Genomic DNA, 22,918 nt, shown 5'->3' on the forward strand with positions numbered 1-22,918 from the left:
CGACGCCGCCCGGTCCGTCGGAGGCGCCGCGACCGGTTACGGTCGGTAGGTGGTCGACGATCGTGTGCCGCTGTCGCACAGGATGGCGATGCGACTCTGGCGCGCCCATGTGACGGCCGTGCGCTCGCGGCTGGTTCGCCCCGTGGACGGACGGCAGGCGTACGCCGCCGGACGGAGGACCATCCGCGTCCTCCTCGTCGGCTCCGGTCCGGTGATGGGCTGGGGCGTCGGAAGCCACGACCTCGGACTGCCCGGCGCGGTGGCGCGGGCGCTCGCAGCGGCAACCGGTCGCGGCGCCGTGGTGGATGTGGTGCCTCACCCCTCGGCGGGCGTGGCGCGCCTGGGCAAACTGCTCGACCAGGCGGGGTTCGAGCGCTACGACGCCGTGGTGCTGAGCGCCGCCGTGGCCGACGCCCTCAGGATGGTCGAGCTGCCCGGCTGGGCGGCGGAGCTCCGGAAGCTCCTCGAGCGCGCCCGGTCCTGCGGCCCGCGGACCGTGGTCTGGCTGGGGGCGCAGCCCATCCTGTCCATCAAGTCCTACGACAACGCGGGCGGCCGCATCGCCGACCAGCACGCGCAGCGGCTCAACGCGGTGGCGCGCGAGGTGTGCCGCGAGACCGGCGCGCTCTACGTCGGTCTCACCGCGCCGGAGCACTCCGAGCAGCGGCGGCGGCGGACGCCGGCCGATTACCTGTTCTGGGCGCGGCAGATCGTGGACGCGCTCGCACCGGCGCTGCAGGAGCGGGAGGCGCAGCGGGCCGTTCCCACCGCGGACGGCGCCGAGCGCGTGGAGGCCATCGAACGCCTCAAGCTCAGCCGCCGTGGCGGCGACTCCCGGCTCGACGGCATCGTCAGCACGGCGAAGCGCACGCTCGGCACCGAAATCGCGATGTTCACCGTCCTGGACGACCGGAGCGAGTGGCCGCTGGCCTCGACCGGGGCCGTGCTGGACAGCATCCCGATCGAGCAGTCGGCGTGTATCCACACCATCCAGACCGACGACGGGATGGTCGTGCCGAACGCCGAGGAGGACGAGCGCTTCGCCACGAACGCCCTCGTCACCGGGCCCGCCGGGCTGCACTACTACGCCGGGTACCCGGTGGAGGCGCCGGACGGGACTCGGATCGGCGCGCTCTGCGTGTTCGGGCGCGCGCCCCGCGACCGGGCGGACGGGGAGGCGGATCTCGACGTGCTCCGCGAGCTCGCCCTGCTCGCACAGCGGGAGCTGTGGCGGTGGGAGCCGCCGAAGGCCTGAGCGGGGTCAGCCGTTGAGTGCGGTGAGAAGCCGATCGAGCGAGCCGCCGAGTCCGTACTGCTCGGACAGGGCGCTCAACGTCTCACGCTGCTGGTCGGTCGGGGAGTGAAGCGAGCGTCCACTTCGAGCAACGGGAGGTCGCGGACGACCTCGACCACCTTCGGTGCGACCGCCAGATAGTCCTCCGCGGCAGCGAAGCGTGCCCGCGCCGCGGGCTTCATGCCGCTTGCGGAATCCTCCGCCGCCGCGATGATCCCGGCCAGGTCGCCGTAGTCCGCCAGCAGCGCCGCCGCGGTCTTCTCACCGATCCCGGCGACCCCCGGGAGGCCGTCGGACGTGTCGCCGCGCATCGCCGCGAAGTCGGCGTACTGATCCCCGCGCACGCCGTACTTCTGCTGGACGACGGCATCGGTCACGACCTCGAGGTTGCTCATGCCGCGAGCGGTATACACGATGCGCACGTCCCGCTCGTCATCGACCAGCTGGAACAGATCGCGGTCGCCGGTGACCACATCCACCGGTCCGTCGGCGCGGGTGGCCAGGGTTCCGATCACGTCGTCGGCCTCGGCCAGCGGCGCGCCGACGATGGGGATGCCCAGCGCATCCAGCACCTCGCGGATGACCAGCACCTGCGCCACCAGCGCCTCCGGCACCTCCTCCACATCCACTCCGCCGGGGACGAGAGTCGCGACGCGGTGCGCCTTGTAGCTCGGGATGAGGTCGACGCGCCAGCGCGGCCGCCAGTCGTCATCCCAGCAGGCGATCAGCGCCTCCGGGCGATAGTCGGTGACCAGCTTGGCGATGATGTCGAGGAAGCCGCGCACTGCGTTCACGGGTGAGCCGTCGGGCGCCTTCACCGTGTCGGGCACGCCGTAGAACGCGCGGAAGTAGAGGGAGGCGCTGTCGAGCAGCATCGTTCGGCCGGTCACGCGACGATCCTGCCACGCGAGGGCCGCGCGCGGCACGCCTCCCCGCGCGCACCCCGCGGGCACTAGTGTTCGCGTCATGGCCGAAACCGTCGTCGTCGAACGCACCGAGCGCATCAACGCCACCCCCGAGCAGCTGCTCCCGCATATCGCGCGCTTGCCCGAGTGGACGCAGTGGTCGCCGTGGGAAGACCTCGATCCCGACCTGCAGCGTGAGTACACCGGCGAGCCGGGCGCCATCGGTTCGACCTATGCGTGGTCGGGCAATCGCAAGGCCGGATCCGGGACCATGCGGGTCACGGCCGTGGACCCGGATGGCGTCGGCATCCACCTGGAGTTCACCCGTCCGTTCCGCTCGTCGAACGAACTGCATTTCGTGCTGACGCCCGAGGGCGACGGGACGCGCGTGGTCTGGCGGATGGAGACGCCGCGCAAGCTCTACACGCGCTTCGTCAACCTGGACAAGCTGCTCGGCGGCGACTTCGAGAAGGGGCTGCGCAAGCTGAAGCAGGTCGCCGAGACCCCGTGAGCCGGGGAGGCCGCTAGCGTGGGAGGGTGACCTCCGATCCGATCATCGTCTCCGCCGTCGCGGTGGTTCGTGATCGCCGGGTGCTGATGGTCACGGCCCGAGGGCGCGACGTCTACTACATGCCCGGCGGCAAGGTCGATCCCGGCGAGACGGCTGCGGAGGCCGCAGCCCGCGAGGCGTTCGAAGAGGTCTCGCTCCCGTTCCGCGCCGACGACCTCGAGGAGCTGTTCGAGGTGCGGACGCAGGCGCACGGCGAACCCGACGGCCGGATGGTCCACATGCGCGTGTTCCGCGGGTGGACCGACGACGAGCCGGTGCCGTCCGCCGAGGTGGGCGCGGTGCACTGGACCACCAGCGCGGATGCCGACCGCTGTCCGCCCGCCGGCACCGAGGTGCTGCGCCGGCTGGTCGAGCTGGGCCTGATCGACTGACGAACGCTCGGCCGCATCCACCCCGCATGAGGGCTGGCGGCGGCCCAGCGGGGAGCGTCAGGCTGTGCGCATGGCGCGCACGCACGAGTTCACGTTCTCCGGCAACCCCGACTTCGACTTCGAGATCCGCACGACGATCGGCCAGGCGTTCAGCGGCGCCGCCGACATCGGGGAGGTGATCGCCGCCGTCCACGGGGTCGGCGAGAAGGACCACGAGGGCTGGTTCCGGGCGTGGCTCGGGCTGGGCGACCGTATCGCTGCGCAGGCCGAGGCGTCGGCGGCCGCGGGTCACGCGGTGAGCGCCGCGAGCGCCTACCTGCGCGCCGCGTCGTACTACGGCACGGCGGTCAATGCGGTCGCCTCGCTCCCGTCGGAGGACGAATTGCTGCCGACGTTCCGCAAGCACCGCGCGGCGTGGGACGCGTGGGTGGATGCGGTCGACCTCGACATCGAGCGGATGGCCATCCCGTACGAGGAGACCACGTTGCCCGGTTACCTGTTCCGCGCACCGGGCACCGCCGAGTCCGGTGGCTCTCGCCCGCTGCTGGTGGTCGCCAACGGAAGCGACGGCCCCCTCACCAGTCTGTGGGCATCGGCCGTCTCGGGCGCGCTCCGCCGCGGCTACGACGCCCTCGTCTTCGACGGTCCGGGCCAGCAGTCGATGCTGTTCGAACGCGGTGTGCCGTTCCGTCCCGACTGGGAGGCGGTACTGACGCCGGTGCTCGACTTCGTGCGGTCGCAGCCCGGCGTGGACACCGACCGCGTCGCCGTCTACGGCATCAGCCAGGCCGGCTACTGGGTGCCGCGCGCGCTCGCGTTCGAGCACCGGTTCGCGGCGGCGATCGCCGACCCCGGCGTCGTGGACGTCTCCACCTCCTGGACCGACCACCTGCCCGGCAACATGAAGAAGCTGCTCGCCGACGGCGAGGACGAGAAGTTCGACCGCGACATGGAGATGGGCGCGAAGTTCTCGCACGAGCTCGCCTACACCTGGCGCTTCCGGGCCCGCCCCTACGGCACGACCGGCTATGCCGAGACCATGCGGACCGTGATGCAGTACACCGTCCAGGATGTGGCGGCGCAGATCACCACGCCGCTGCTGATCACCGACCCCGAGCACGAGCAGTTCTGGCCCGGCCAATCGGAGCGCCTGGCCGCCCTCACGCCGAACGTCTCGACGCTGGTGCGGTTCACGGAGGCCGAGGGCGCCGACTTCCACGTTCAGCCGCTCGCCCGGGCGCTGACCGAGCAGCGGATGTTCGACTGGCTGGACGAGCGCTTGGGGCGCTGACGATCCTTGCCGCTGTCGCTGGCCTGCGATTGGATGCTGCCATGCGGATCAGACGCGAGATCGTCGTCTTCGACACCCCTGACCTCGAGCGCGAGTCGTCCTTCTGGGCCGCGCTCACCGGCGGGGAGGTCCGGGGCGACGACGCGGACTGGCGAACCGTCTACGTCGACGGCGAGCCGCGATACGGCTTCCAGCTCGCGCCGGGCCACGAGCGGCCGTCCTGGCCGGACGGCCCGCAGCAGCAGCTCCACGTCGACCTCTACGTCGACGACATCCGCGAGGCGCACGAGCACGCGATCGCGGTCGGTGCGACGCTGCTGAGGGCGGCCGACGACCCCGGATCCGTCGAGGGTTTCCAGGTTTACGCAGATCCCTCCGGGCACCCCTTCTGCCTATGCTGGGGCTGATATGACCGACTCGAACCCGTCCCTGGCCATCACCGGCGTGACCGGCGGCGTCGGCCGCATGACCGCCGACCTGCTCGCCGACGCCGGTGTCCCCTTCCGGATGCTCGCGCGCTCGCCGGAGAAGGCGCCCCGCTATCCCGGCAGCTCGGTGGCCCGCGCGGCCTACAGCGACCGGGACGCGGTGCTCGCGGCGCTCGAGGGCGTCGAGACGCTGTTCATGGTGTCCGCCGCCGAGAACAAGGAGCGGCTGGGAGAGCACCTGGCCTTCGTCGAGGCGGCCGTCGATGCGGGCGTGGAGCATGTCGTCTACACGTCGTTCTTCGGCGCGGCGCCCGATGCGACGTTCACGCTGGCCCGCGATCACTACGCGACCGAGCAGCGCATCCGGGAGTCGGGGATGCACCACACCTTCCTGCGCGACAACCTCTACCTCGACTTCGCACAGTTCCTCGTCGGCGACGACGGCGTCATCCGGGGACCGGCCGGCGACGGACGCGCCGCGATGGTCGCCCGGGCGGATGTCGCGCGGGTCGCCGCGGAGGCGCTGCAGCATCCCGCCGACCACCTCGACGTCACCTACGACCTGACCGGCCCCGAGGAGCTGACGCTCGCCGAGGTCGCCGAGAAGCTGTCGGCGCACACCGGCCGGGCGGTGTCGTTCCACGACGAGACGCTGCCCGAGGCCTACGCCTCCCGCGCCAAGTGGAACGCACCCGACTGGCAGGTCGACGCCTGGGTGTCGACCTACACGGCCATCGCCGCGGGCGAGCTGGCCGGCGTGTCCGGCGACGTCGAGCGCGTCACCGGCCGGCGCCCGCTCTCGCTCGACGAACTCCTCCGCGACACCCTCTGACGACGGGACGGCCGCGTCACCAGCGCCAGTCGGGAAGGTCTTCGAGCAGGGCGGCGCGCTCCGCGGTCAGGGTAGCGGTGCCGATACCGGCGTGGGCGTTCCGCTGGGTGGAGATCCAGCTCCGCAGCCGACGCTCCACCGGGCTCGCGTAGGTAGCGTTCGGATATCTCCCGTGATCGGCGAGGAAGTGGCGCAACTCGTCGTACGTGTCGAGCCATTGGAGGTCGGCCGGCCGCACCGATGGCCGGGTCGGGTCAGCTTGCTACCGTGCCATGGCCCAGTGCTATCGCGATTCGCACCGCCCCGACAGACAGCGTCCGCCGCAGAACGACAAAGGAGGCGGCCCGCACACCGCGGACCGCCTCCCGGGTCAGCTGGTTACGGCTGCGTGGCCCAGCCGCCGCGCGGCGGGGCCGGCCAGTGCGGCTTCGTCGGAACGACCGACGACACAGCGCCGGTCACCGGGTCGAGCAGCACCTCGCGCTGCCGCGGGTGGAACCAGTCGAACAGTCCGCCGAGGGAGCCGGCGGAGGCGTCGAACGACGCGTCGCCGATCCGGCCGGTCAGCCAGTTGTTCTCGATGAAGCGGAGGATGCTGGCCTGGTTCGTCAGCGTGTGGTCGACGCGGTTCTGCGCGGCCCACGGCGAGACGACCAGCAGCGGCAGGCGCTGGCTGGGGCCGCAGCGGTCGGCGTAGCCGCCGGCGACGTGCTGCACGCTCGTGCACACCGTCGAGTCGACGGCCGCGTCGTTCGATCCGTTGGTGACCTTCGGCGCGACGTGGTCGTACCAGCCGTCCGAGTCGTCGTAGGCCACGACGACCGCGGTGCTCGACCAGCTCTTCGACTCTTGGAGCGCGTTGATCTCGTTGACGAGGAACTTCTGCTCGTCGATCGGGTCGGAGTAGCCGGCGTGGCCGTCCTGCGCCTCCGGAGCCTTCAGGTACGAGACGGCGGGCAGGTTGTCCGCCTTCAGCGCCGCGTCGAACGACGTCAGGTCGTACTGGTGGTTGGCCTGATCCGTGTGCCCGATCGCCTTCACCGAGGTCGGCGGCAGGTGGTGCGGGTTCGACGTGGACTTGTAGTACTGGAAGGGCGAGTGGTGCGGCGAGTAGTCCTTCGGCGTCGCGCCCGCGATGTTCGCGGTCGTGGCGTCGCACTTGGCGTACGAACCGGCCTGGCCGTTCCACGCGGTGGTCGGCGTGAAGCCGCCCTGGAACCAGCCCCAGGTGACGCCGCGCTGGTTGAGCAGGTCGCCGACGTTCTTGCCCGCCATCCCGACGACCGCGGAGGTCGAGGTGTGGTCGTTGTCGGAGCAGTCGTCGTAGGCCGGGTCGGGGTCGCCGATCACGGTGCCGACGCCCTGAGGGTTCGGCGACTGGACGGCCGTGGACGCCGTGAGCACCGCTCCCGTCTTCGGGTCGTAGGCGGTGCCGCCGTGGGTCTGGCCGGAGATGAGGTTGAGCGCGCCGGGCGTGGACGGACCGAACGTGGTGTCCCAGCTGTTGTCGCTCATCGCGTAGTTCTGGGCGTAGTTCCACAGGCCGGCGACCGTGTTGCCGTCGTAGTAGTCCATGACCAGGCCTGGAGCGCCGTACGCGCCGGTGCAGGTGTCGGTGGACGTCTTCTGGACGAACTGGTCCATCGCACCGCCGTCGACCGCCTGCTGCTCCGCCTTGTAGCTGTGGTTCTGGTCGCAGGTGACGGCCTGCGCCGGGGTCAGTCGCTTCGGCGGGTACAGGTTGGGGTTGTTCGTCAGGGTCCCGGAACTGACGAGGGTGTTCGCCTGCGGGGTGTTCTTCGCCGCGGTGAACGGCGTCCCGTCGGTGTTGGCCGCGTTCGGGTAGGTGCCGAAGTAGTGGTCGAACGAGATGTTCTCGTCGAAGATCACGACGAGGTGCTTGATCGGGGTGACGGTCTGGTTGGAGTGGTCGCCGTGCTGGCCGCCGGGGTTGGCGACAGCGGGGGCGCCCGCGAGGATTCCCGCGCCGGCGAGGGCGGCCGCGACGGCGAGCGCGACGCCGGCCAGGGCGACGGGGGAGCGGCGCAGACGTGAGGGTCTGAACACGATTCCTTCTTCCTTCTTCTTCTGTGATCCCGGCACGGTCGCGCCGGGCGGCCTCCTCTGGTCAGGCGAGCATCGTGCGCCCGAGCCAGTCGGAGGAGTCGCGGGCTCCGGGGAGCGCGAAGTAGTACCCGCCGCCGAACGGCTGGATGTAGTCGGTCAGCGGTTCGCCCGCCAGCCGCTTCTGAACCGTGACGAACTGCCGGTCGAGGTCCTGGTTGAAGGCGACGAAGATCAGCCCCATGTCGAGGTTGCCGTTGGCGTCGAGGCCGCCGTCGTAGTTGTAGGCGCGGCGCAGCATCCGCTGGTCGGCGGTGTCGTGCGTGCGCGGGTTCGCGAGGCGGATGTGCGCGTCCAGCTGGATGACATCGCCGGTCGGATCGTTCTCGAAGTGCGGGTCGTCGAACTCGGCGGAGGCCGTGAGCGGGGCGCCGGTGTCGCGGCGGCGGCCGATCATGTTCTCCTGCTCGTGCAGGTTGACCCGGTCCCAGAACTCGACCAGCATCCGGATGACGCGGACGACGTGGTAGCTGCCGCCGGTGACCCAGGCGGGTTCGGAGCCGCCGGCCTTCGCCCAGACGAGTCGGGACATGAGGGACGCGTCGGTCGTGTCGGGGTTTCCCGTCCCGTCCTTGAACCCCATCAGGTTGCGCGGCGTGCCGCTGGGCCGAGGCGGCGAGACGAAGCCGTCCTGCCGCCAGCGCACCTGCATCGCCCCGCGGGTCGCCCGGGCGATCTCGCGGACGGCGTGCGCGACCGCGTCCCGGTCGGCGGCGCAGACCTGGAGCAGGAGGTCGCCGTCGCACACGTCGCGACGCAGGGCGTCGTCGGGGAACTCGTCCATGGTCCGCAGCCGGGCGGGCTTCGCGGCGGCGAGCCCGAACCGGTCGTCGAACAGGGAGGCACCGACGGACACGGTGACGCTGAGCCCGTCAGGGACGACGGTCGGCCCGAGCACGCCGGAGTCGCGCGGCGGCGCGGCCAAGCCGGGGTCGGGAGGCGTCCCTCCGGTCGTGAGGAACCGGGCGCGCTCGGTGATGGTCTTGAGGAGGTCGGCGAGTTCGGCGCGGGAGCCGGCGGTCACATCCAGGGCGACGAAGGCCGAAGCGCGCTGGGCGGGCGTGAGGATGCCCTGCTGGTGCGCGCCGTGGAACGCGAGCGCGGTCGGATGCGCTGCTGTCACAGGGTGAGCGGAGGCGGCGGCGATCCCCGCACCCGCGGCGACGGCGGTGACGGCCGACGCCTGCAGGAAGCCGCGACGGTCGATGCGGGTCATGATTCCCTCCGGGGGTCGCAGATGGCGGCGACGGGTGCGAGCAGTTCCGCGGCATGGCTGAGGGCCGCATCCACCCGCTCCCGCGCGTTCAGGTCTAGCTCGGAGAGCGGCGTCCACGTGCCATCGGCCGCTCGGAACGACTCCACGAGCGCCTGGGCCTGCGTCAGCGCCTGCTGGGTCTCGGCCAGGCGGTCGTAGCGGCCGGCGAGCACGTCGTGGAGGGGCGCGAGCGCGGCGGCCGCGCCGGTCAGGTTCGCGTCGATGCCGGCGAGTTCAGTGCCGGAGCCCGCGTCGGTCGCGCCGGTGAGCCCGTCCTGGATCGCGTCCTCGACGATCTCGTGCGCCCGCAGTGCGACGTCGCCCGGATCGAGCTGGGCGTCGGCGAACTGCGCCTGCAGTTTCCCGACGAGCGCGACCAGCGCGTGTGCGGAGGCGGCGACGTCGAGGGCGGGAGCGCCGTGCCAGAGCTGCGACTCGAGGAGGTGGAATCCGGTCAGCCCGTGCCGGGGAAGCCCGTCCAACTCCTCGCCGAGGTCGCCGAAGGCGTCGTACGCGCCGCCCAGGGTCTCATAAGTGGTGTGCGCGGTCAGCCAGTCGCGTTTCGCCGCCGGTAAGTCCCCCTCCTCGGCGTCGGCCGCCACAGCGGCGACCTGGCGCTGCAACGTCGGTAGGCGCCCCGCGACCCAGGCGGTGTACGCCTTCGTCACCGGGATGAGGTCGTTGCGGGTGACCGGGACGATGCCCGGCGTCAGCGCCGAGCCCGGAGGTGCCTTGCCCACGATCACGGTGGGCCCACGCGCCGGGTCGGCGTCGGCGGGCAGGCAGACGAAGCGGTATCGACCCGCGCCCAGGGACGCCCGCACGGTCGCGTGCGCCCCGGCGCCGAGGCTTTCGAGGTCGAGGTAGACGCGCTTGCTGTCGACCGCCTGCAGGTAGACCTCGATGCCGCCGACGGTCGTGTTCGTCACGCTGAAGGTCTGGTCGCCGCCCGGAACGGTGGCTGCGGCGCCGTCGGCCGACCTCCATCCCCTGCCGCAGTCGTCCAGCCCCGCGCTGATGTCGAACGCCGCGGGCGCGGCCGCACCGCTCGCGGCGGGCCGCAGCACGATCGCCAGCACCGACGCCACGACGACCAGCGCCGCGAGCGCCGCGAAGAACGCGGTCAGCCGGGCGCGAGACGACATCGGCGGATGCCTCCAGAGGGGATTCATGGTCCGGACGACGCCCGGCGTGAGCGATCCTAGGAGCGCGTCGGAGCCCCCGGATCGGTCTTCACGCGGAGTTCACCGGACCGTCACCGCGCCGCCCCCGAGAGGGGGACAGACAGTGGCCCAGCCCGTTCGCGCCGCGAACAGGGGCCACGGCGATTCGCCCATGTCGGGCGCATGATGGAGTGTCGGAAGGGGCGCCATGCGCGAGGCCTGCTGCCCGCAGTGCCGGGGTGCTGCACGCTTGGTGCGCAATCCCTATTACGGCGCGGGCCTGGCCGTGCACGCCGACCTGCTGGTGTGCCAGTCCTGCGGCTACACCGGCTATGCCGACAATCCCGAGGAGGATGCCGCCGAGGTGTCGCGCACACAGGCTGACGGAGCCTTGCGGCGATTCCTACGCATGCTCGCGGGCGGCTAGCGACAGCTACCGGATCCGCACCCGCCCCTGCTGCCACATCCGCGCCGCCGTGACGCGCGGGTTCGCCTGCTCGTCCGCATCCACCCCGAGCGCCGTGTAGAGCCGCGCGAGCATCGTCTCCACCGCGCGCACGCTGGTGCCGCGCTCGCTCGCGATCCGTCGTGTCGACGCCCCGGAGGCGACCAGGCGCAGCACCTCGGCCTGCGCCCGCGTCACGGTGCGCACGTCCCCGGTCGGCTCGGCCGGCCGGTGCTCGCCGCCGACGATCGCCGCGTCGACCGCCGCGACCAGCACATCCACGTCCTTCACCTGCGACTTGACCAGGTAGACGACCGAGGGAGGCAGCGCGTCGTCGCCCACCGCGAGTTCCGGCGACAGGTGTGACGTGAGCACGACCAGTCCGACCCAGGGCAGGTCGCGGTGGACGCGCCACAGCAGTTCCGCGCCCGAGCCTCCGCCGCCGAAGTCGAGGTCCGTCACGACGGCGTTCGGCTCGACCTCGAGGATCGTCGTCCAGGCCTCCTCGGCCGACGTCGTCTGGGACGCTTCGATGCCGGTGGAGCGGAGGGCGGACGCGACCATCGACGCCGTGAAGACGTCGTCGTCGGCCACCACGGCTCTCAGCGTCCGCGTCCGTGCGGAAGTGTCGGTCATCTGCTGGCTCCTGCCCCTTTTGTCTCCGTCCCAGAGGTGGACGCCACGAGCCCGTCGACGGCGCCGACGAGCTCGGTGAGGGGGAACGGCTTCGCGAGATAGCCGATCCCGGTTCCGGCGAGCTCCGCAGGCGGGGCCAGGGAACCGCTCATGACCAGTATCGGCCGGGCGCTCCCGTCGTCCCGGCGACCCAGCAGCGTCAGGCATTCGCTGAGCGAACAGCCCGGGATGATCGCGTCGAGCAGCACGAGGTCGGCCTCCATCCCGGTGGCGGCAGTCCGGGGGTCGCCGGTCGTCGTCACCCGGTACCCGTGCGAGGTCAGCGCCGCCTCGACGGTGAGGCGGATCAGCGGGTCGTCGTCGACGACGAGGACGCAGATAGCGGGCTGCAACTCGCTCATGGCGGTCAGTGTAGGCCGCCCGATCCGCCTACAATCCCCACCATGCCCCGCCAGTTCGAAGCCCTGCCATGACGACGCCGGCCGAAGCCCTCCGGCTCAACGGTCTGGATGCGCTGTTCCACGGCCATCCGGACGGTGTCTGCGTGGTCGACGCGGACGGCGTCTTCGTGGAGTCGAACAGCACCCTCGCCGACCTGACCGGCTACCGCGCCGCGGACCTTCTCGGGATGCCCTTCTCGCGCCTCCTGCATCCCGACTACGTCGACACCACGATGGCGCGGTTCGTGGAGGCCGTCGCCGGGGAGAACCGCCGGTACGTCACGCGCATCGTCACGCCCGACGGCACCGTGCGCCTGCTCGATGTGACACTCATCCCGCTGCGTGGCGACGAAGCCGAGGTGTCTGCGGTCCTGGCCATCGCTCGCGATATCGGCGACGTGGAGCGGGCGGCCGCGGCGGCCGCGGGCAACGAGGCGCTGGTGCGGATGGCCGCGCGGATCGCCGGTTTCGCCGGCTGGACCGTGGACGTCGAGACGGGCCGCATCGAGTGGAGCGAGGAGCTGTTCCGCCTGCTCGGCTTGGAGCCGGGCCACGTTCCCGGCGAGGAGGACTCGCTCGCTCTCTTCGAGCCGGCGGACCGCGAGGAGGTGGCCCACGCATTCGAGCGGACCATGCGTCACGGCGAACCGCTGGACCTGCGGGCGACGATCGTGAACGCCTCGGGGCGGAAGGTCCACGCGCACCTCGTCGGCGAGGCCGAGCGCGACGAGAGCGGCCGGATCGCGCGCGTCCACGGAGCGTTCCACGATGTCACGGCGCTGGTGCGGCACCGCGAGGAGCACCGGGCGATGGCGCGACTGCTGCGCAGCTCCCTCGACCAGGTGCACGACGCGATCGGGTTCGTCGACCGGGGCTGGCGGTTCACCTTCGCCAACTCGTGGGCACTGCAGCTCGCCGGGATCGACGAGGCGCGACTGCGCGACCACACGTTGTGGGAGATGTTCCCCACCACGCAGGGGAGCCCGTTCGAGACGATCTACCGGGACGCGATGGACCGCGGCGTCGCGGGGTCGGCCCGTGCGTTCGTGCCGGACTGGCGCAGCTGGTTCGAGGTGGACGCGCATCCCACCGAGGAGGGCATCGCCATCATCGTGCGCGACGTCACCGACGACCAGCTCGCGCGGGAGAAGCTGGACGAGTACACACGACGCGTGGAGGCGCAGGCGGCGCTTCTGGACGCGGCGCGCGACGCGATCCTCGTACGCGACCTCAACGGCGTGATCCTGTACTGGAACCATGGCGCGGAGACGATCTACGGCATACCCGCGGAGGAGGCTGTCGGCCGGTCGGTGCGCGACCTGCTCTACGACGACCCGCGCGAGTTCGACGTGGCGGCCGCAGCCCTGCTGCGCGACGGCTTCTGGGTGGGCGAGCTGCGCCAGCGTCGGGCCGACGGCGCTCTCATCGTCGTGGACTGCCGGTGGCAGCTCTCGCGCGGCGAGGACGGCCAGGTCACGGTGTTCGCCGTCAACTCCGACATCACGGAGCACCGCCGCGAGCAGGAGCAGCGCATCCGGACGCAACGGCTGGAGAGCCTGGGAACGCTCGCCGGCGGCATCGCACACGACCTCAACAACGTGCTCACGCCCATCCTCATGTCGGTACAGCTCCTTCGCCAGGACGAGAAGGATCCCCGCCGCCGTGACATGCTCGACGCCCTGGACGCCGCCGCGCAGCGCGGGGCGTCGATGATCCGGCAGGTGCTCTCGTTCGCCCGCGGGTCGCAGGGACGGCGAGCGCCGGTCGAGGTCGGGCCGCTGCTCTGGGAGCTGGCGCGGTTCTGCCGCGAGACGCTGCCGAAGTCCATCGAGCTGCGCGTGGAGTCGGCGGACGGGCTGCCCGCTGTGTCGGGGGATGAGACGGAGCTGTTCCAGGTGCTGGTCAACCTCGTCACGAACGCTCGCGACGCGATGCCGGAGGGCGGCGTCCTGACGCTCCGCGCTGACGAGCACGACGGCAACGTGCGCATCGAGGTGCGCGACTCGGGTACCGGGATGGACGAGGTGACCGCCGGTCGCATCCTGGAGCCGTTCTTCACCACGAAGGAGAGCGGGACGGGCCTCGGCCTGCCGACGTCCGCCGCGATCGTGAAGGCGCACGGCGGCGAGCTCGAGGTGGACACGGCGCCAGAACGCGGCACCTGCATCGCGTTCGAGCTGCCGTCTATAGCGCAGGCGGAGGCGTGGCCGCCACCGGAGGAGGCGCCGGCGCCGGGTCCGGGCCGCGGACGTCGCGTGCTGGTCGTGGACGACGAGCCGGCGATCTGCGAGCTCGTCCGGGAGACTCTGGATCAGCGCGGGTTCGTGACCGAGGTCGCCCAGGGTCGGGAAGCGCTCGAGCTGCTGACCCAGGGCCGCCGCTTCGACGCGGTGCTGACCGATGTGATGATGCCCGGCGTCGCGGGTGACGCCATCGCCCGCCGGCTGACCGCCGAGCAGCCTCAGGCGGCCGTCGTGCTGATGAGCGGGCTGCTGCCCGGTCCCGGCGCCCGCGCGGCGGTCGAGCGCGACGGCGCCCACTTCCTGGCGAAGCCGTTCACCCCGGCTGCGCTGCTGGCGACACTGGATGCGGCGCTCACGGAACGCGCCGCCTCCCGTCAGGCGCAGCCGTGACCGATGCCGACGCGGTGCTGCGTGAGGTGCTGGAGCCCGCACTGCGCGACGGTCTCGCGGTGCTGTCCGACGCGTCCATCGAGCCCGGCGATCGCAGCCGAGTGGGCGAACGACTCGCGGCGGCGGCCGAGAGCGCGCAGGAGCGGCTGGGCGAGAAGGCGCGCGAGTCGCGCGTCCACAGCATCATCGGCGCGGCCGCCTCCGCGTCGATGGCACTGACGCTCGGGGACGGCATGATCCCGATCTCCGACGTGCGGCAGCGACTTCGCGAGGGCCTGGATCTGTTGACGGCGGGATCCTGGTCACCCGAAGACCAGGATCCCGCCGAATAGATGCCGCGGCGGTTCAGCCAGGGACCGGGGGGACGGGGCTGCTCCAGACACGCGACGCATCGATCATCCGGGTTGCGTCGGTCCGGGTGCAATAACGACCCCGCCACACTGTGCGCGAAACGAAGAAAAAGGGCCACGAGAGCGCTCTCCTATGAGAGGCTTCAGACATGAAGGAATCTCACGGAACCGATGCGACGGAGCCCGCGTCCGTACACGGACCGGGCCGGGCACCGGCCGGGATGCCCCTCACGATCCGTCTCGGAGAGCGGGAGTACGCCGCGCTGGTGCGGATCGCCCGCTCGCGGGAGACCACGGCCGCCACGCTCGTGGAGCAATTGGTCCTCCACGCACTGAGCAAGGCCGACGTCCCGCCGCCGGCAGAGTCGCACCCCGCCCGGCGCCACACGACGTACGAGGAGGCGACCGCCGGCTTCCGCCGCGACGAGCGGGCGCACACGGCACCAGACATGTAGGTCTTCTCAGGATCGGTTGCGCGGCCGCCACTGTCACCGTCCTCACAGCGCGCGTACAGTCGCCGGCGTGATCCACCGCCCTCTGACGGCGCGCGCAGCTTCTGCCGCGCTCGCCGCCGCTCTCGTGGCCGGCGCGCTCGCCGGGTGCTCGGCGGACGCCACCGCCCGCGGGAGCCTGTCCCAGTCGGCCGGCACGGCGGCCGCGAGCGCCCGATCCGCAGGCCTCGTGCTCGGCCTGCATCAGAAGGACCGCATCCTCGGCACCGTCGTCGACACCGGCCTCTCCGACGCTGCCGACAAGCTCGCCGCAGAGGCGCGGGCCGTCGCTACGATGACGGCTCTCGGCGGGATCGGGGCCAGCCGGGATCGCGTGCTCCACGACATCCGGGCCGCGCAGGACGAGGTCGCCTCTGCGCAGCGCGCTGTCGCGGCGAACCGTGACTCCGGCAACGCCCTTCAGCAACAGCGTCGCGAGCTCGACCGCCTGGCGCAGCAGCTGGATGCGGCGTCCAAGCGGTTGGAGAGCCGGTGAAGGCGCTCTTCGCCGTCGCACTCGGCGTCCTCACTGCGATCGGCGGCTTCGTCGACATCGGCGATCTGGTGACCAGCAGCGTGGTCGGCTCGCGTTTCGGGCTGACGCTCACCTGGGTGCTGGTCCTCGGGACGATCGGCATCTGCCTGTTCGCCCAGATGTCCGGGCGTGTAGCGGCGGTCAGCGGACGCGCCACCTTCGAGATCATCCGGGAGCGGCTGGGGGCGCGGATGGCCCTCGCCAACCTGTCCGCCTCGTTCCTGATCAACCTGCTGACCCTTGCGGCGGAGGTCGGCGGCATCGCGCTGGCGCTGCAGCTCGCCTCCAGCATCGAGCCGACGCTGTGGTTCCCCGTCGCCGCGATCGCGGTCTGGATCGTGGTCTGGCGGGTGAAGTTCTCCATCCTGGAGAACGTGACGGGTCTCCTGGGCCTCGCGCTCGTGGTCTTCGCCGTGGCGCTGTTCGCGCTGCATCCCGACTGGTCGTCGCTCGCATCGCAGGCGCTTCAGCAGCCCTCCCCGCACACCGACGAGTCGCCCGCGACCTACTGGTACTACGCGGTCGCGCTGTTCGGCGCCGCGATGACGCCGTACGAGGTCTTCTTCTTCTCCTCCGGCGCGATCGAGGAGAAGTGGAAGCCGAAGGATCTCGCGCAGTCGCGGGTCAACGTCCTCGTCGGGTTCCCGCTCGGGGCGCTGCTCTCGTTGTCCATCGCCGCCTGCGCCGCCGTCGTGCTGCTCCCCAAGGGGATCGCCGTCGAGTCGCTGTACCAGACCGCGCTTCCGGTGGCACAGGCGTTCGGCAAGATCGGACTGATCGTCGCCATCCTCGGCTTCGTCGCCGCGACCTTCGGCGCCTCGCTGGAGGTGACGCTCTCGAGCGGGTACACCGTCGCCCAGTTCTTCGGGTGGCCGTGGGGAAGTTCCGGCGTCCGGCGTCGGCGTCGCGCTTCCACGCGGCGATGATCCTGTCGCTGGTCGTCGCGCTCGCCATCCTCTTCACCGGCGTGGATCCCGTGCAGGTGACGGAGTTCTCCGTCGTGTTCTCGGCGATAGCGCTGCCGTTGACCTACCTGCCCATTTTGATCGTGGCGAATGATCCGAAGTACATGGGGAAGCGGGTCAACGGCAAGGTCACCAACTTCTTCGGCCTGATCTTCTTGGGGATCATCCTGATCGCATCCCTCGCCGCCATACCCCTGATGATCGTGACGGGAGCAGGAGCATGACCGAGCACCACGAGCTTGCGCGGCCCCCGAAGGTGGCGGGGCGGATCCTCGACGCCGGCCTGGACCTCCTCGACCGCCAGATCCTCGACCCGGAGCACGTGCCGGTCACCACGGTCGACGACCTGGAGATCACCACGCCGAACGACCTCGCGCACCTCGACCCCGACCATCCGCCGGTCATCGAGGCGCTGCTCACCGGCCCCGTGCTGCTCACCCGCATCTTCGGCGGCCGCCTGCCCGACTCGCGCTTCATCCGCATCCCGTGGCGGGTCGTCTCGGACTGCGGGATCGTCGTCAGCGTCGGCGTACCGGCGGACTCGCTCGACGCGAGCTGGACCGAGCGGTGGATGAGCGAGCACGTCATCGGCCGCATCCCCGGAGGTCAGCATGATCCTGAGTGACCTGCTCGGCAGCCCGGTGCTCACCGCGGAGGGCGAACGCGTCGGCGAGGTGGTCGACGCGCGCTTCGTTCTCGACGGGCCGCCGGACGGGATGCTCGCCGCGGCCCGCCTGCACGGCCTCGTGGTGAGCCCGAACTCCCGCAGCTCGTTCGCCGGCTACGAGCGCACCGGAGTGGATGCGCCCGCCCTCATCGCACGCTACCTGCGCTGGCGCGCCCGCGGGTCGGTCCTCGTGCTGTGGACCGACCTCGCGTCGTTCACGGACGACGTCATCCGCCTCCGCCCCGGTGCGATGCTGTACTCGCCGCGGCTCGACGACTCAGAGGTGTAGCTCTCAGGTTGTCAAGGGCTCCACCTGCCCGCCCGGTGCGTGTTGCGTTCACGGTGACCCAAAGGAGCCATCATGACCACAGCAGATCCTTCCGACCGGAGGTTCGCCGACCGCGACGACCGCCGCTATGCGGGGACAGCCGTCCAGAAGGCGGCCTTGATCGCCGGAATCGTGTTCCTCGTCGTCGGGCTCGCCGGATTCATCCCCGGGCTGACGACGAACTACGACCAGCTGTCCTTCGCCGGGCACGACTCGATGGCGTTGCTGCTGGGCGTTTTCCAGGTCTCTGTTCTCCATAACCTGGTGCACCTCCTGTACGGCGTCGCCGGGATCGCGTTCGCCCGGTCTCGCATGGGGTCGCGCAACTACCTCGTCATCGGCGGCGTCGTGTACGCGCTGATCTGGATCTACGGCCTGTTCTTCAGCGGCGATCACCCCGCGAACTTCGTGCCCGTGAACAGCGCGGACAACTGGCTGCACCTGATCCTCGCCGTCGGGATGATCGCGCTCGGCATCTTCCTGAGCCCGCGCGGCGCCGGCGTCGACCGCCCCGCGACCCGGGTCTGAGGCGGCCGATGGGGGACAGCACTCTGCGTTTCGTCCGCGACGGCTACCTGTTCGGGACGCGTGGCTTCCGGGCCGCCTGCGCCGACTCGTTCCGCACACGGCTGCTCGGCCGTCCCGTGCTCGTCATGCGCGGGGCGGAGGCGGCGCGCTTCTTCTACGAGGGCGGCCGCTTCCGGCGCGAGGGCGCCATGCCGCGCTCGGTGCTGACACTGCTGCAGGACGAGGGCAGCGTCCAGTCGCTCGAGGGTGTTGTGCACCGGCGCCGGAAGGAGATGTTCCTCGCGCTGCTGACCGGGGCGTCGGGGGACGCGCTCGCCGCTCGGTTCGGCCAGGAGCTTCGCCGTCGCGCCGCCGTCGCAGGGAAGCGGGTGGTGCTGCTGGATTTCTTCCACGACGTGCTCACGCGCGCCGTCACGACGTGGGCCGGGCTGCCCGCCGACGTGGCCGACGACCTCCTGCGCACCGGCGTCCTCGCCCAGATGGTGGATGCGGCGGGCACGGTCGGCCCTGCGAACTGGGCGGCGCGCGCCCGCCGAGCACGGGCCGAGCGGCTGATCGCGGAGGCTGTCGAGCGCGAGCGGGCGCAGCCCACCGCGGCGCCGGGGTCGCCTCTGGCGGTCGTCGCGTCCTACGTCGAGGCCGGCGGACACCTCCCGCCCGAGATCGCAGCGGTCGAACTCCTAAACCTCCTGCGCCCGACGGTCGCGATCGGGCGCTACCTGACCTTCGCCGCGCTCGCCCTGCACCGGCATCCCGGCTGGCGCGACGACCTCGCCGGCGGGGACGAGGCCGGCGTCCACTGGTTCGCGCAGGAGGTGCGGCGCTTCTACCCGTTCTTCCCGGTGGTCGGCGGCCGGGCGACGCAGCGCCTCACCTGGAAGGGCGAGCCGGTCCAGGAGGGCGACTGGGTGCTGCTGGACCTCTACGCGACCACGCACGACCCCGCGCTCTGGGATCAGCCGAACCGGTTCCTCCCGCAGCGCTTCGACGGAGCGACCGTCGACCGCAACGCGCTCATCCCGCAGGGCGGCGGAGACTACGCCGAGGGTCACCGCTGCCCGGGCGAGCCGGTGACCGTCGACCTGCTCGAGGTCGGCATCCGGATGCTGACCCGCGAGCTCGTCTACGACGTCCCCGAGCAGGACCTGCGGATCAGCCTTCGCACGTTCCCCACCCGTCCGAAGAGCGGCTTCATCGTCACGGGACTGCGCACGACCGGACGGCATGCCGCCGAGCGGGCGGTCGTGTGAGGGTCGACGCGGAGTACGTGCTGCCTCTGCGGTGGGCGTCCGACGACGGCCTCGACGAACTGGTCGCCTACCTCGACGGGCTCCGGGAGCTGATCGACGTGACGATCGTCGACGGGTCGGCGCCCGACCTGTTCGCGGCGCACGCCCGGGCCTTCCCGCCCGGGGTGCGCCACGTCCCCGTGGAGCCGCGTCCCGGTCGCAACGGCAAGGTCGCGGGCGTGATGACGGGCGTCCATGCCGCGCGTCACGACCGGGTCGTGATCGCGGACGACGACGTGCGATACGACGAGGGCGCCCTGCGGGCGGTGGTCGGGATGCTCGACGCGGCCGACCTCGTCCGCCCCCAGAACGTGTTCGTGCCCGCCCCGTGGCATGCGCGCTGGGATACCGGCCGCAGCCTCCTGAACCGAGCACTGGGCCACGACTATCCCGGGACGCTCGCCCTACGCCGGCGGGTGCTGGTGGGCGCGGGCGGCTACGACGGCGACGTGCTGTTCGAGAACCTGGAGCTCATCAGGACGATCGTGGCCGAGGGCGGCGCCGTCGTGACCGCCGACCGGATCGGGGTGGCCCGGCGTCCTCCCGCGCTGCGCCACTTCCTCCGCCAGCGCGTGCGCCAGGCGTACGACGACTTCGCCCAGCCCGTCAGGCTGATCGCCGAGCTGGCGGTCCTGCCGCTGGTGCTGGTGTCCCTCCGGCGTCCGCGCCGCATCCTGGCCGGGGCTGTCGCGGTCGTGGCGCTCGCCGAGGTGGGTCGTCGGCGCGCGGGAGGCCGTCGGCTGTTCCCTGCGACAGCGGCGCTGTGGGCGCCCGCGTGGCTCGCCGAGCGCGCCGTCTGCGTGTGGCTGGCGGTCGGCGCGCGGCTGCGCGGGGGCGTCCGCTACTCCGACGGCCGGCTCTTGCGCGCGGCCACTCCGCTGCGCGAGCTGCGGCGGCGCCAGGGCGCGCCCAAGCACTGATCCGGCGCGCTGGCAACCACTTGAAAGTCCTCTCAGACGCCGGTTGCCTCGGGATATGACACCACGCATCACCCCGAGGGGGCCGGTGAGCGAGGCGCTGCTGGAGGTGCTGCAGACCGATCCGTCCGCCGCCTCCGGCGAGGTCGCCGTCTTCGCCGACAGCACCGCCCGCGCGCTCCAGGCGCACTCCGACCTCCTCACCGACGAGGACCTTCAGTTGACCTTGTTCATCCTGTACGGCCTGCACTACGGCGACACCGTCGACGCCGACGACGAGTGGGAGTGGCATCCCGAACTGCTGCGGACGCGCCGCACGATCGAGCGCGAGTTCGAGCGGCAGCTCCGCGAACGCGTCCCCGTCGGCGACCTCCCCGAGCCGAACGCCGACGCGGTCGCCGCCTATCTCTTCGACCTGACCAGCGAGGACGGCGGCCCCAGCCTGTCCCGCTTCCTGGCCAAGAAGGCCACGGAGGAGCAGGCGCAGGAGTTCGTCATCCATCGCTCCATATACACGCGGAAGGAGGCGGACCCGCACTCCTGGGCGATCCCGCGCCTCACCGGTCGCGCGAAGGCCGCGCTGGTCGAGGTGCAGTCCGACGAATACGGCGCCGGTCGCCCGGAGCGGATCCACGCCGAGATCTTCGGCCGCACCATGCGGAACCTGGGCCTGGACGACTCCTACGGCGCGTACATCGACAACGTCCCGGCGATCACGCTGGCGTCGTTCACGATGATGTCGATGTTCGGCCTCAACCGGAGCCTGCGCGGCGCGATCACCGGCCACTTGGCCGCGTTCGAGATGACCTCGTCGATCCCGAACCGCTTCTACGGCAACGGCTTCCGGCGCCTCGGTCACGGTGAGGACGTCACCTGGTACTACGACGAGCACGTCGAGGCGGATGCGGTGCACGAGCAGATCGCCGGCCGTGACCTCGCGGGCGGCCTTGCGGAGCAGCATCCCGAGCTCCTACCCGACATTGTCTTCGGCGCTGCTGCGTGCCTGTACGTCGACGGCCTCGCCGGGCAGCACCTGCTGGAGAGCTTCGAGGCCGGCCGCAGCTCGCTACGCCAGCCCGTGGCGGTGCCCGCATGACCGCGCACGAGGAGGAGCCGGTCATCGTCGCCTGCCCGGACGGACCGCTCCTGGTCCGCGGGCACATCGACCTGACGACCCCGGACGGGACACCGATCGAGCAGCACCGCCGCACCGTGGCCCTGTGCCGCTGCGGCGTGTCGACCATCAAGCCGTTCTGCGACGGCAGCCACAAGGCCGTGCACTTCCGCACGGACGTTTGACGGAAGAGAGAGGGAACACCATGTCCGACCCCCAGCACACCGAAGGCGACCGCCACGACGAGAACACCGAGGCGGAGCAGCAGATCGTCGACAAGCCCTCGCAGGCCGAGGGCGACGAGGGCGACTCCGACAACGGCTAGGGTTCCTGCATGACGACGGAAGAAACCACCGACCTCGGCGAGCGCATCGCCGACCTGGCCTCCTCCGCCGGCACCACCATCGCGGTCGCCGAGTCGCTGACGAGCGGCGCGATCGCGTCGGCGCTCGGCGCCTCCCCGCAGGCGGGCGACTGGTTCGCCGGCGGGGTGGTCGCCTACTCCGAGCACGTCAAGTTCGATGTGCTCGGTGTGACGCCGGGTCCGGTGATCACGGCATCCAGCGCCGAGCAGATGGCCGCGGGCGTGGGGAGGCTGCTCAGCGCGGATTTCGTGGCCGCGGTCACCGGCGCCGGAGGCCCGGGCGCGCAGGAGGGCCGCGAAGCGGGGACCGTGTTCCTGGCCCACGGCCGCCCGGACGCGCTGCAGGTCGAGGAGCTGCACTTCGACGGCGACCCGGAGGAGGTCGTCCACGCGACCGTGGACGCCGCACTGGACGCCCTCGCCCATGACCTCGAGGAGGCGCGGAGGTGAGCGGAGCGGAGGGCGTCGACGCCGACCCGGGCGACGGCCGCAACGAGACGGCGACTCAGCGCGCGGACCGCAACTGGAATGAACTGCTGCAGGAGTTCCGCGTCTTCCAGACCGGCACGCAGATCCTCGCCGCGTTCCTCCTGACGCTGCCCTTCCAGCAGCGCTTCACGGAGCTGCACCCGTTCGACGTGGTCGTCTATCTCGTCCTCGTGTTCCTCGCGGTGACCGTGACGCTGCTGGCGCTCGCCCCGGTGAGCCTCCATCGCCTGCTGTTCCGGCAGAAGGCGAAGGCGGAGCTGGTGGGGCTGGGCAGCAAGCTGCTGATCGTCTGCCTGGCGGCGGCATCCCTGCTGTTCACCGGCATCGTGCTGTTCATCGTTGACTTCCTGCTCGCCCCGCCCGCAGGGATCATCGCGGCGGGATGCGTGTTCGTGGTGCTGATCGTGATCTGGGCGGTCCTCCCGCTCGTGGTGCGCGCGCAGCACCGGAGGAACGTCGAGGGGCGCTGACCGCAATCACGGCCTGCCGTGGC

26 protein-coding genes and 2 pseudogenes are annotated in these 22,918 nt (G+C 71.4%); 21 read left to right on the top strand and 7 right to left on the bottom strand.

Annotated elements, in window-relative coordinates; all coding sequences use genetic code 11:
- The first annotated feature begins 49 nt into the window (after positions 1–49).
- Positions 50–1,255 (top strand): GDSL-type esterase/lipase family protein, encoded by a 1,206-nt coding sequence (locus tag ACRAWB_RS14195; RefSeq protein WP_431353900.1) that lies wholly within the window; start codon positions 50–52, stop codon positions 1,253–1,255.
- A 6-nt stretch (positions 1,256–1,261) separates the two neighbouring features.
- On the opposite strand, the pseudogene ACRAWB_RS14200 reads toward ACRAWB_RS14195, so the two are convergent.
- Positions 1,262–2,169, bottom strand: a pseudogene (locus tag ACRAWB_RS14200) (5'-3' exonuclease).
- Positions 2,170–2,260: 91 nt separating this feature from the next.
- Between ACRAWB_RS14200 and ACRAWB_RS14205 the strand changes: the two are divergent.
- The 5 genes from ACRAWB_RS14205 to ACRAWB_RS14225 all read left to right on the top strand — a co-directional run bounded on the left by ACRAWB_RS14205 (position 2,261) and on the right by ACRAWB_RS14225 (position 5,692).
- Positions 2,261–2,710 carry an SRPBCC family protein gene (locus tag ACRAWB_RS14205; protein WP_431353901.1) on the top strand — a complete coding sequence of 150 codons (450 nt, stop codon included), beginning with the start codon at positions 2,261–2,263 and terminating at the stop codon, positions 2,708–2,710.
- A gap of 26 nt (positions 2,711–2,736) precedes the next feature.
- Entirely contained in the window at positions 2,737–3,141 is a 405-nt protein-coding gene (locus ACRAWB_RS14210) for an NUDIX hydrolase (protein WP_431353902.1), read from the top strand.
- 70 nt (positions 3,142–3,211) lie between these two features.
- On the top strand, positions 3,212–4,432 hold the full coding sequence (locus tag ACRAWB_RS14215; protein ID WP_431353903.1) for an alpha/beta hydrolase family protein: 1,221 nt from the start codon (positions 3,212–3,214) through the stop codon (positions 4,430–4,432).
- A gap of 41 nt (positions 4,433–4,473) precedes the next feature.
- On the top strand, positions 4,474–4,839 hold the full coding sequence (locus ACRAWB_RS14220) for a VOC family protein (RefSeq protein ID WP_431353904.1): 366 nt from the start codon (positions 4,474–4,476) through the stop codon (positions 4,837–4,839).
- Between the two features lies 1 nt (position 4,840).
- Complete coding sequence (locus tag ACRAWB_RS14225) at positions 4,841–5,692, top strand: SDR family oxidoreductase (RefSeq protein WP_431353905.1); 852 nt, start codon at positions 4,841–4,843, stop codon at positions 5,690–5,692.
- A gap of 16 nt (positions 5,693–5,708) precedes the next feature.
- Here ACRAWB_RS14225 and ACRAWB_RS14230 read toward each other — a convergent pair whose 3' ends face one another.
- The 4 genes from ACRAWB_RS14230 to ACRAWB_RS14245 all read right to left on the bottom strand — a co-directional run bounded on the left by ACRAWB_RS14230 (position 5,709) and on the right by ACRAWB_RS14245 (position 10,216).
- Positions 5,709–5,930: a helicase associated domain-containing protein gene (locus tag ACRAWB_RS14230; protein ID WP_431353906.1), complete on the bottom strand. Its 222-nt coding sequence runs from the start codon at positions 5,928–5,930 to the stop codon at positions 5,709–5,711.
- A gap of 140 nt (positions 5,931–6,070) precedes the next feature.
- Entirely contained in the window at positions 6,071–7,759 is a 1,689-nt protein-coding gene (locus ACRAWB_RS14235) for a phospholipase C (RefSeq protein WP_431353907.1), read from the bottom strand.
- A gap of 61 nt (positions 7,760–7,820) precedes the next feature.
- Positions 7,821–9,032 (bottom strand): iron uptake transporter deferrochelatase/peroxidase subunit, encoded by a 1,212-nt coding sequence (gene efeB, locus ACRAWB_RS14240; protein ID WP_431353908.1) that lies wholly within the window; start codon positions 9,030–9,032, stop codon positions 7,821–7,823.
- Positions 9,029–10,216 carry an EfeM/EfeO family lipoprotein gene (locus tag ACRAWB_RS14245; RefSeq protein WP_431353909.1) on the bottom strand — a complete coding sequence of 396 codons (1,188 nt, stop codon included), beginning with the start codon at positions 10,214–10,216 and terminating at the stop codon, positions 9,029–9,031. Before ACRAWB_RS14245 ends, efeB begins: the two co-directional genes overlap by 4 nt.
- Before the next feature lie 226 nt (positions 10,217–10,442).
- Here ACRAWB_RS14245 and ACRAWB_RS14250 point away from each other — a divergent pair, with 226 nt between their 5' ends.
- Positions 10,443–10,661, top strand: a complete 219-nt coding sequence (locus ACRAWB_RS14250) for a hypothetical protein (protein WP_431353910.1) — start codon at positions 10,443–10,445, stop codon at positions 10,659–10,661.
- Positions 10,662–10,667: 6 nt separating this feature from the next.
- Here the strand turns inward: ACRAWB_RS14250 and ACRAWB_RS14255 are convergent, their stop codons facing one another.
- Together ACRAWB_RS14255 and ACRAWB_RS14260 are read right to left on the bottom strand one after the other, a co-directional pair.
- Positions 10,668–11,315 (bottom strand): response regulator, encoded by a 648-nt coding sequence (locus ACRAWB_RS14255; protein WP_431353911.1) that lies wholly within the window; start codon positions 11,313–11,315, stop codon positions 10,668–10,670.
- Complete coding sequence (locus tag ACRAWB_RS14260) at positions 11,312–11,716, bottom strand: response regulator (RefSeq protein WP_431353912.1); 405 nt, start codon at positions 11,714–11,716, stop codon at positions 11,312–11,314. The genes ACRAWB_RS14255 and ACRAWB_RS14260 overlap by 4 nt, the downstream gene beginning before the upstream one ends.
- Before the next feature lie 68 nt (positions 11,717–11,784).
- Here ACRAWB_RS14260 and ACRAWB_RS14265 point away from each other — a divergent pair, with 68 nt between their 5' ends.
- The 14 genes and pseudogenes from ACRAWB_RS14265 to ACRAWB_RS14330 all read left to right on the top strand — a co-directional run bounded on the left by ACRAWB_RS14265 (position 11,785) and on the right by ACRAWB_RS14330 (position 22,895).
- Entirely contained in the window at positions 11,785–14,388 is a 2,604-nt protein-coding gene (locus ACRAWB_RS14265) for a PAS domain S-box protein (RefSeq protein ID WP_431353913.1), read from the top strand.
- On the top strand, positions 14,385–14,720 hold the full coding sequence (locus ACRAWB_RS14270) for a hypothetical protein (protein ID WP_431353914.1): 336 nt from the start codon (positions 14,385–14,387) through the stop codon (positions 14,718–14,720). Before ACRAWB_RS14265 ends, ACRAWB_RS14270 begins: the two co-directional genes overlap by 4 nt.
- A 167-nt stretch (positions 14,721–14,887) precedes the next feature.
- Positions 14,888–15,193, top strand: a complete 306-nt coding sequence (locus tag ACRAWB_RS14275) for a hypothetical protein (protein WP_431353915.1) — start codon at positions 14,888–14,890, stop codon at positions 15,191–15,193.
- A gap of 67 nt (positions 15,194–15,260) precedes the next feature.
- Complete coding sequence (locus ACRAWB_RS14280) at positions 15,261–15,725, top strand: hypothetical protein (protein WP_431353916.1); 465 nt, start codon at positions 15,261–15,263, stop codon at positions 15,723–15,725.
- Positions 15,722–16,953, top strand: a pseudogene (locus ACRAWB_RS14285) (NRAMP family divalent metal transporter). The gene ACRAWB_RS14280 and the pseudogene ACRAWB_RS14285 overlap by 4 nt, the downstream one beginning before the upstream one ends.
- A complete protein-coding gene (locus ACRAWB_RS14290) occupies positions 16,950–17,354 on the top strand; it encodes a hypothetical protein (RefSeq protein ID WP_431353917.1) in 405 nt (134 codons plus the stop codon). The pseudogene ACRAWB_RS14285 and the gene ACRAWB_RS14290 overlap by 4 nt, the downstream one beginning before the upstream one ends.
- The gene (locus tag ACRAWB_RS14295) at positions 17,341–17,685 is read left to right on the top strand and encodes a PRC-barrel domain-containing protein (protein ID WP_431353918.1); all 345 of its coding nucleotides are present in this window, start codon (positions 17,341–17,343) and stop codon (positions 17,683–17,685) included. The genes ACRAWB_RS14290 and ACRAWB_RS14295 overlap by 14 nt, the downstream gene beginning before the upstream one ends.
- A gap of 72 nt (positions 17,686–17,757) precedes the next feature.
- Positions 17,758–18,252: a DUF4383 domain-containing protein gene (locus tag ACRAWB_RS14300; RefSeq protein WP_431353919.1), complete on the top strand. Its 495-nt coding sequence runs from the start codon at positions 17,758–17,760 to the stop codon at positions 18,250–18,252.
- A gap of 8 nt (positions 18,253–18,260) precedes the next feature.
- A complete protein-coding gene (locus ACRAWB_RS14305; RefSeq protein WP_431353920.1) occupies positions 18,261–19,502 on the top strand; it encodes a cytochrome P450 in 1,242 nt (413 codons plus the stop codon).
- A complete protein-coding gene (locus ACRAWB_RS14310) occupies positions 19,499–20,461 on the top strand; it encodes a glycosyltransferase (protein ID WP_431353921.1) in 963 nt (320 codons plus the stop codon). Before ACRAWB_RS14305 ends, ACRAWB_RS14310 begins: the two co-directional genes overlap by 4 nt.
- Positions 20,462–20,516: 55 nt before the next feature.
- Entirely contained in the window at positions 20,517–21,554 is a 1,038-nt protein-coding gene (locus tag ACRAWB_RS14315; protein ID WP_431353922.1) for an iron-containing redox enzyme family protein, read from the top strand.
- Positions 21,551–21,757 (top strand): CDGSH iron-sulfur domain-containing protein, encoded by a 207-nt coding sequence (locus tag ACRAWB_RS14320; RefSeq protein WP_431353923.1) that lies wholly within the window; start codon positions 21,551–21,553, stop codon positions 21,755–21,757. The genes ACRAWB_RS14315 and ACRAWB_RS14320 overlap by 4 nt, the downstream gene beginning before the upstream one ends.
- Before the next feature lie 149 nt (positions 21,758–21,906).
- On the top strand, positions 21,907–22,386 hold the full coding sequence (locus ACRAWB_RS14325) for a CinA family protein (protein WP_431353924.1): 480 nt from the start codon (positions 21,907–21,909) through the stop codon (positions 22,384–22,386).
- On the top strand, positions 22,383–22,895 hold the full coding sequence (locus ACRAWB_RS14330; RefSeq protein ID WP_431353925.1) for a DUF6328 family protein: 513 nt from the start codon (positions 22,383–22,385) through the stop codon (positions 22,893–22,895). Before ACRAWB_RS14325 ends, ACRAWB_RS14330 begins: the two co-directional genes overlap by 4 nt.
- The last annotated feature ends 23 nt before the right edge of the window (positions 22,896–22,918 follow it).

It is taken from the genome of Leifsonia poae (assembly GCF_050632865.1).
GTDB lineage: Bacteria > Actinomycetota > Actinomycetes > Actinomycetales > Microbacteriaceae > Leifsonia > Leifsonia poae_B.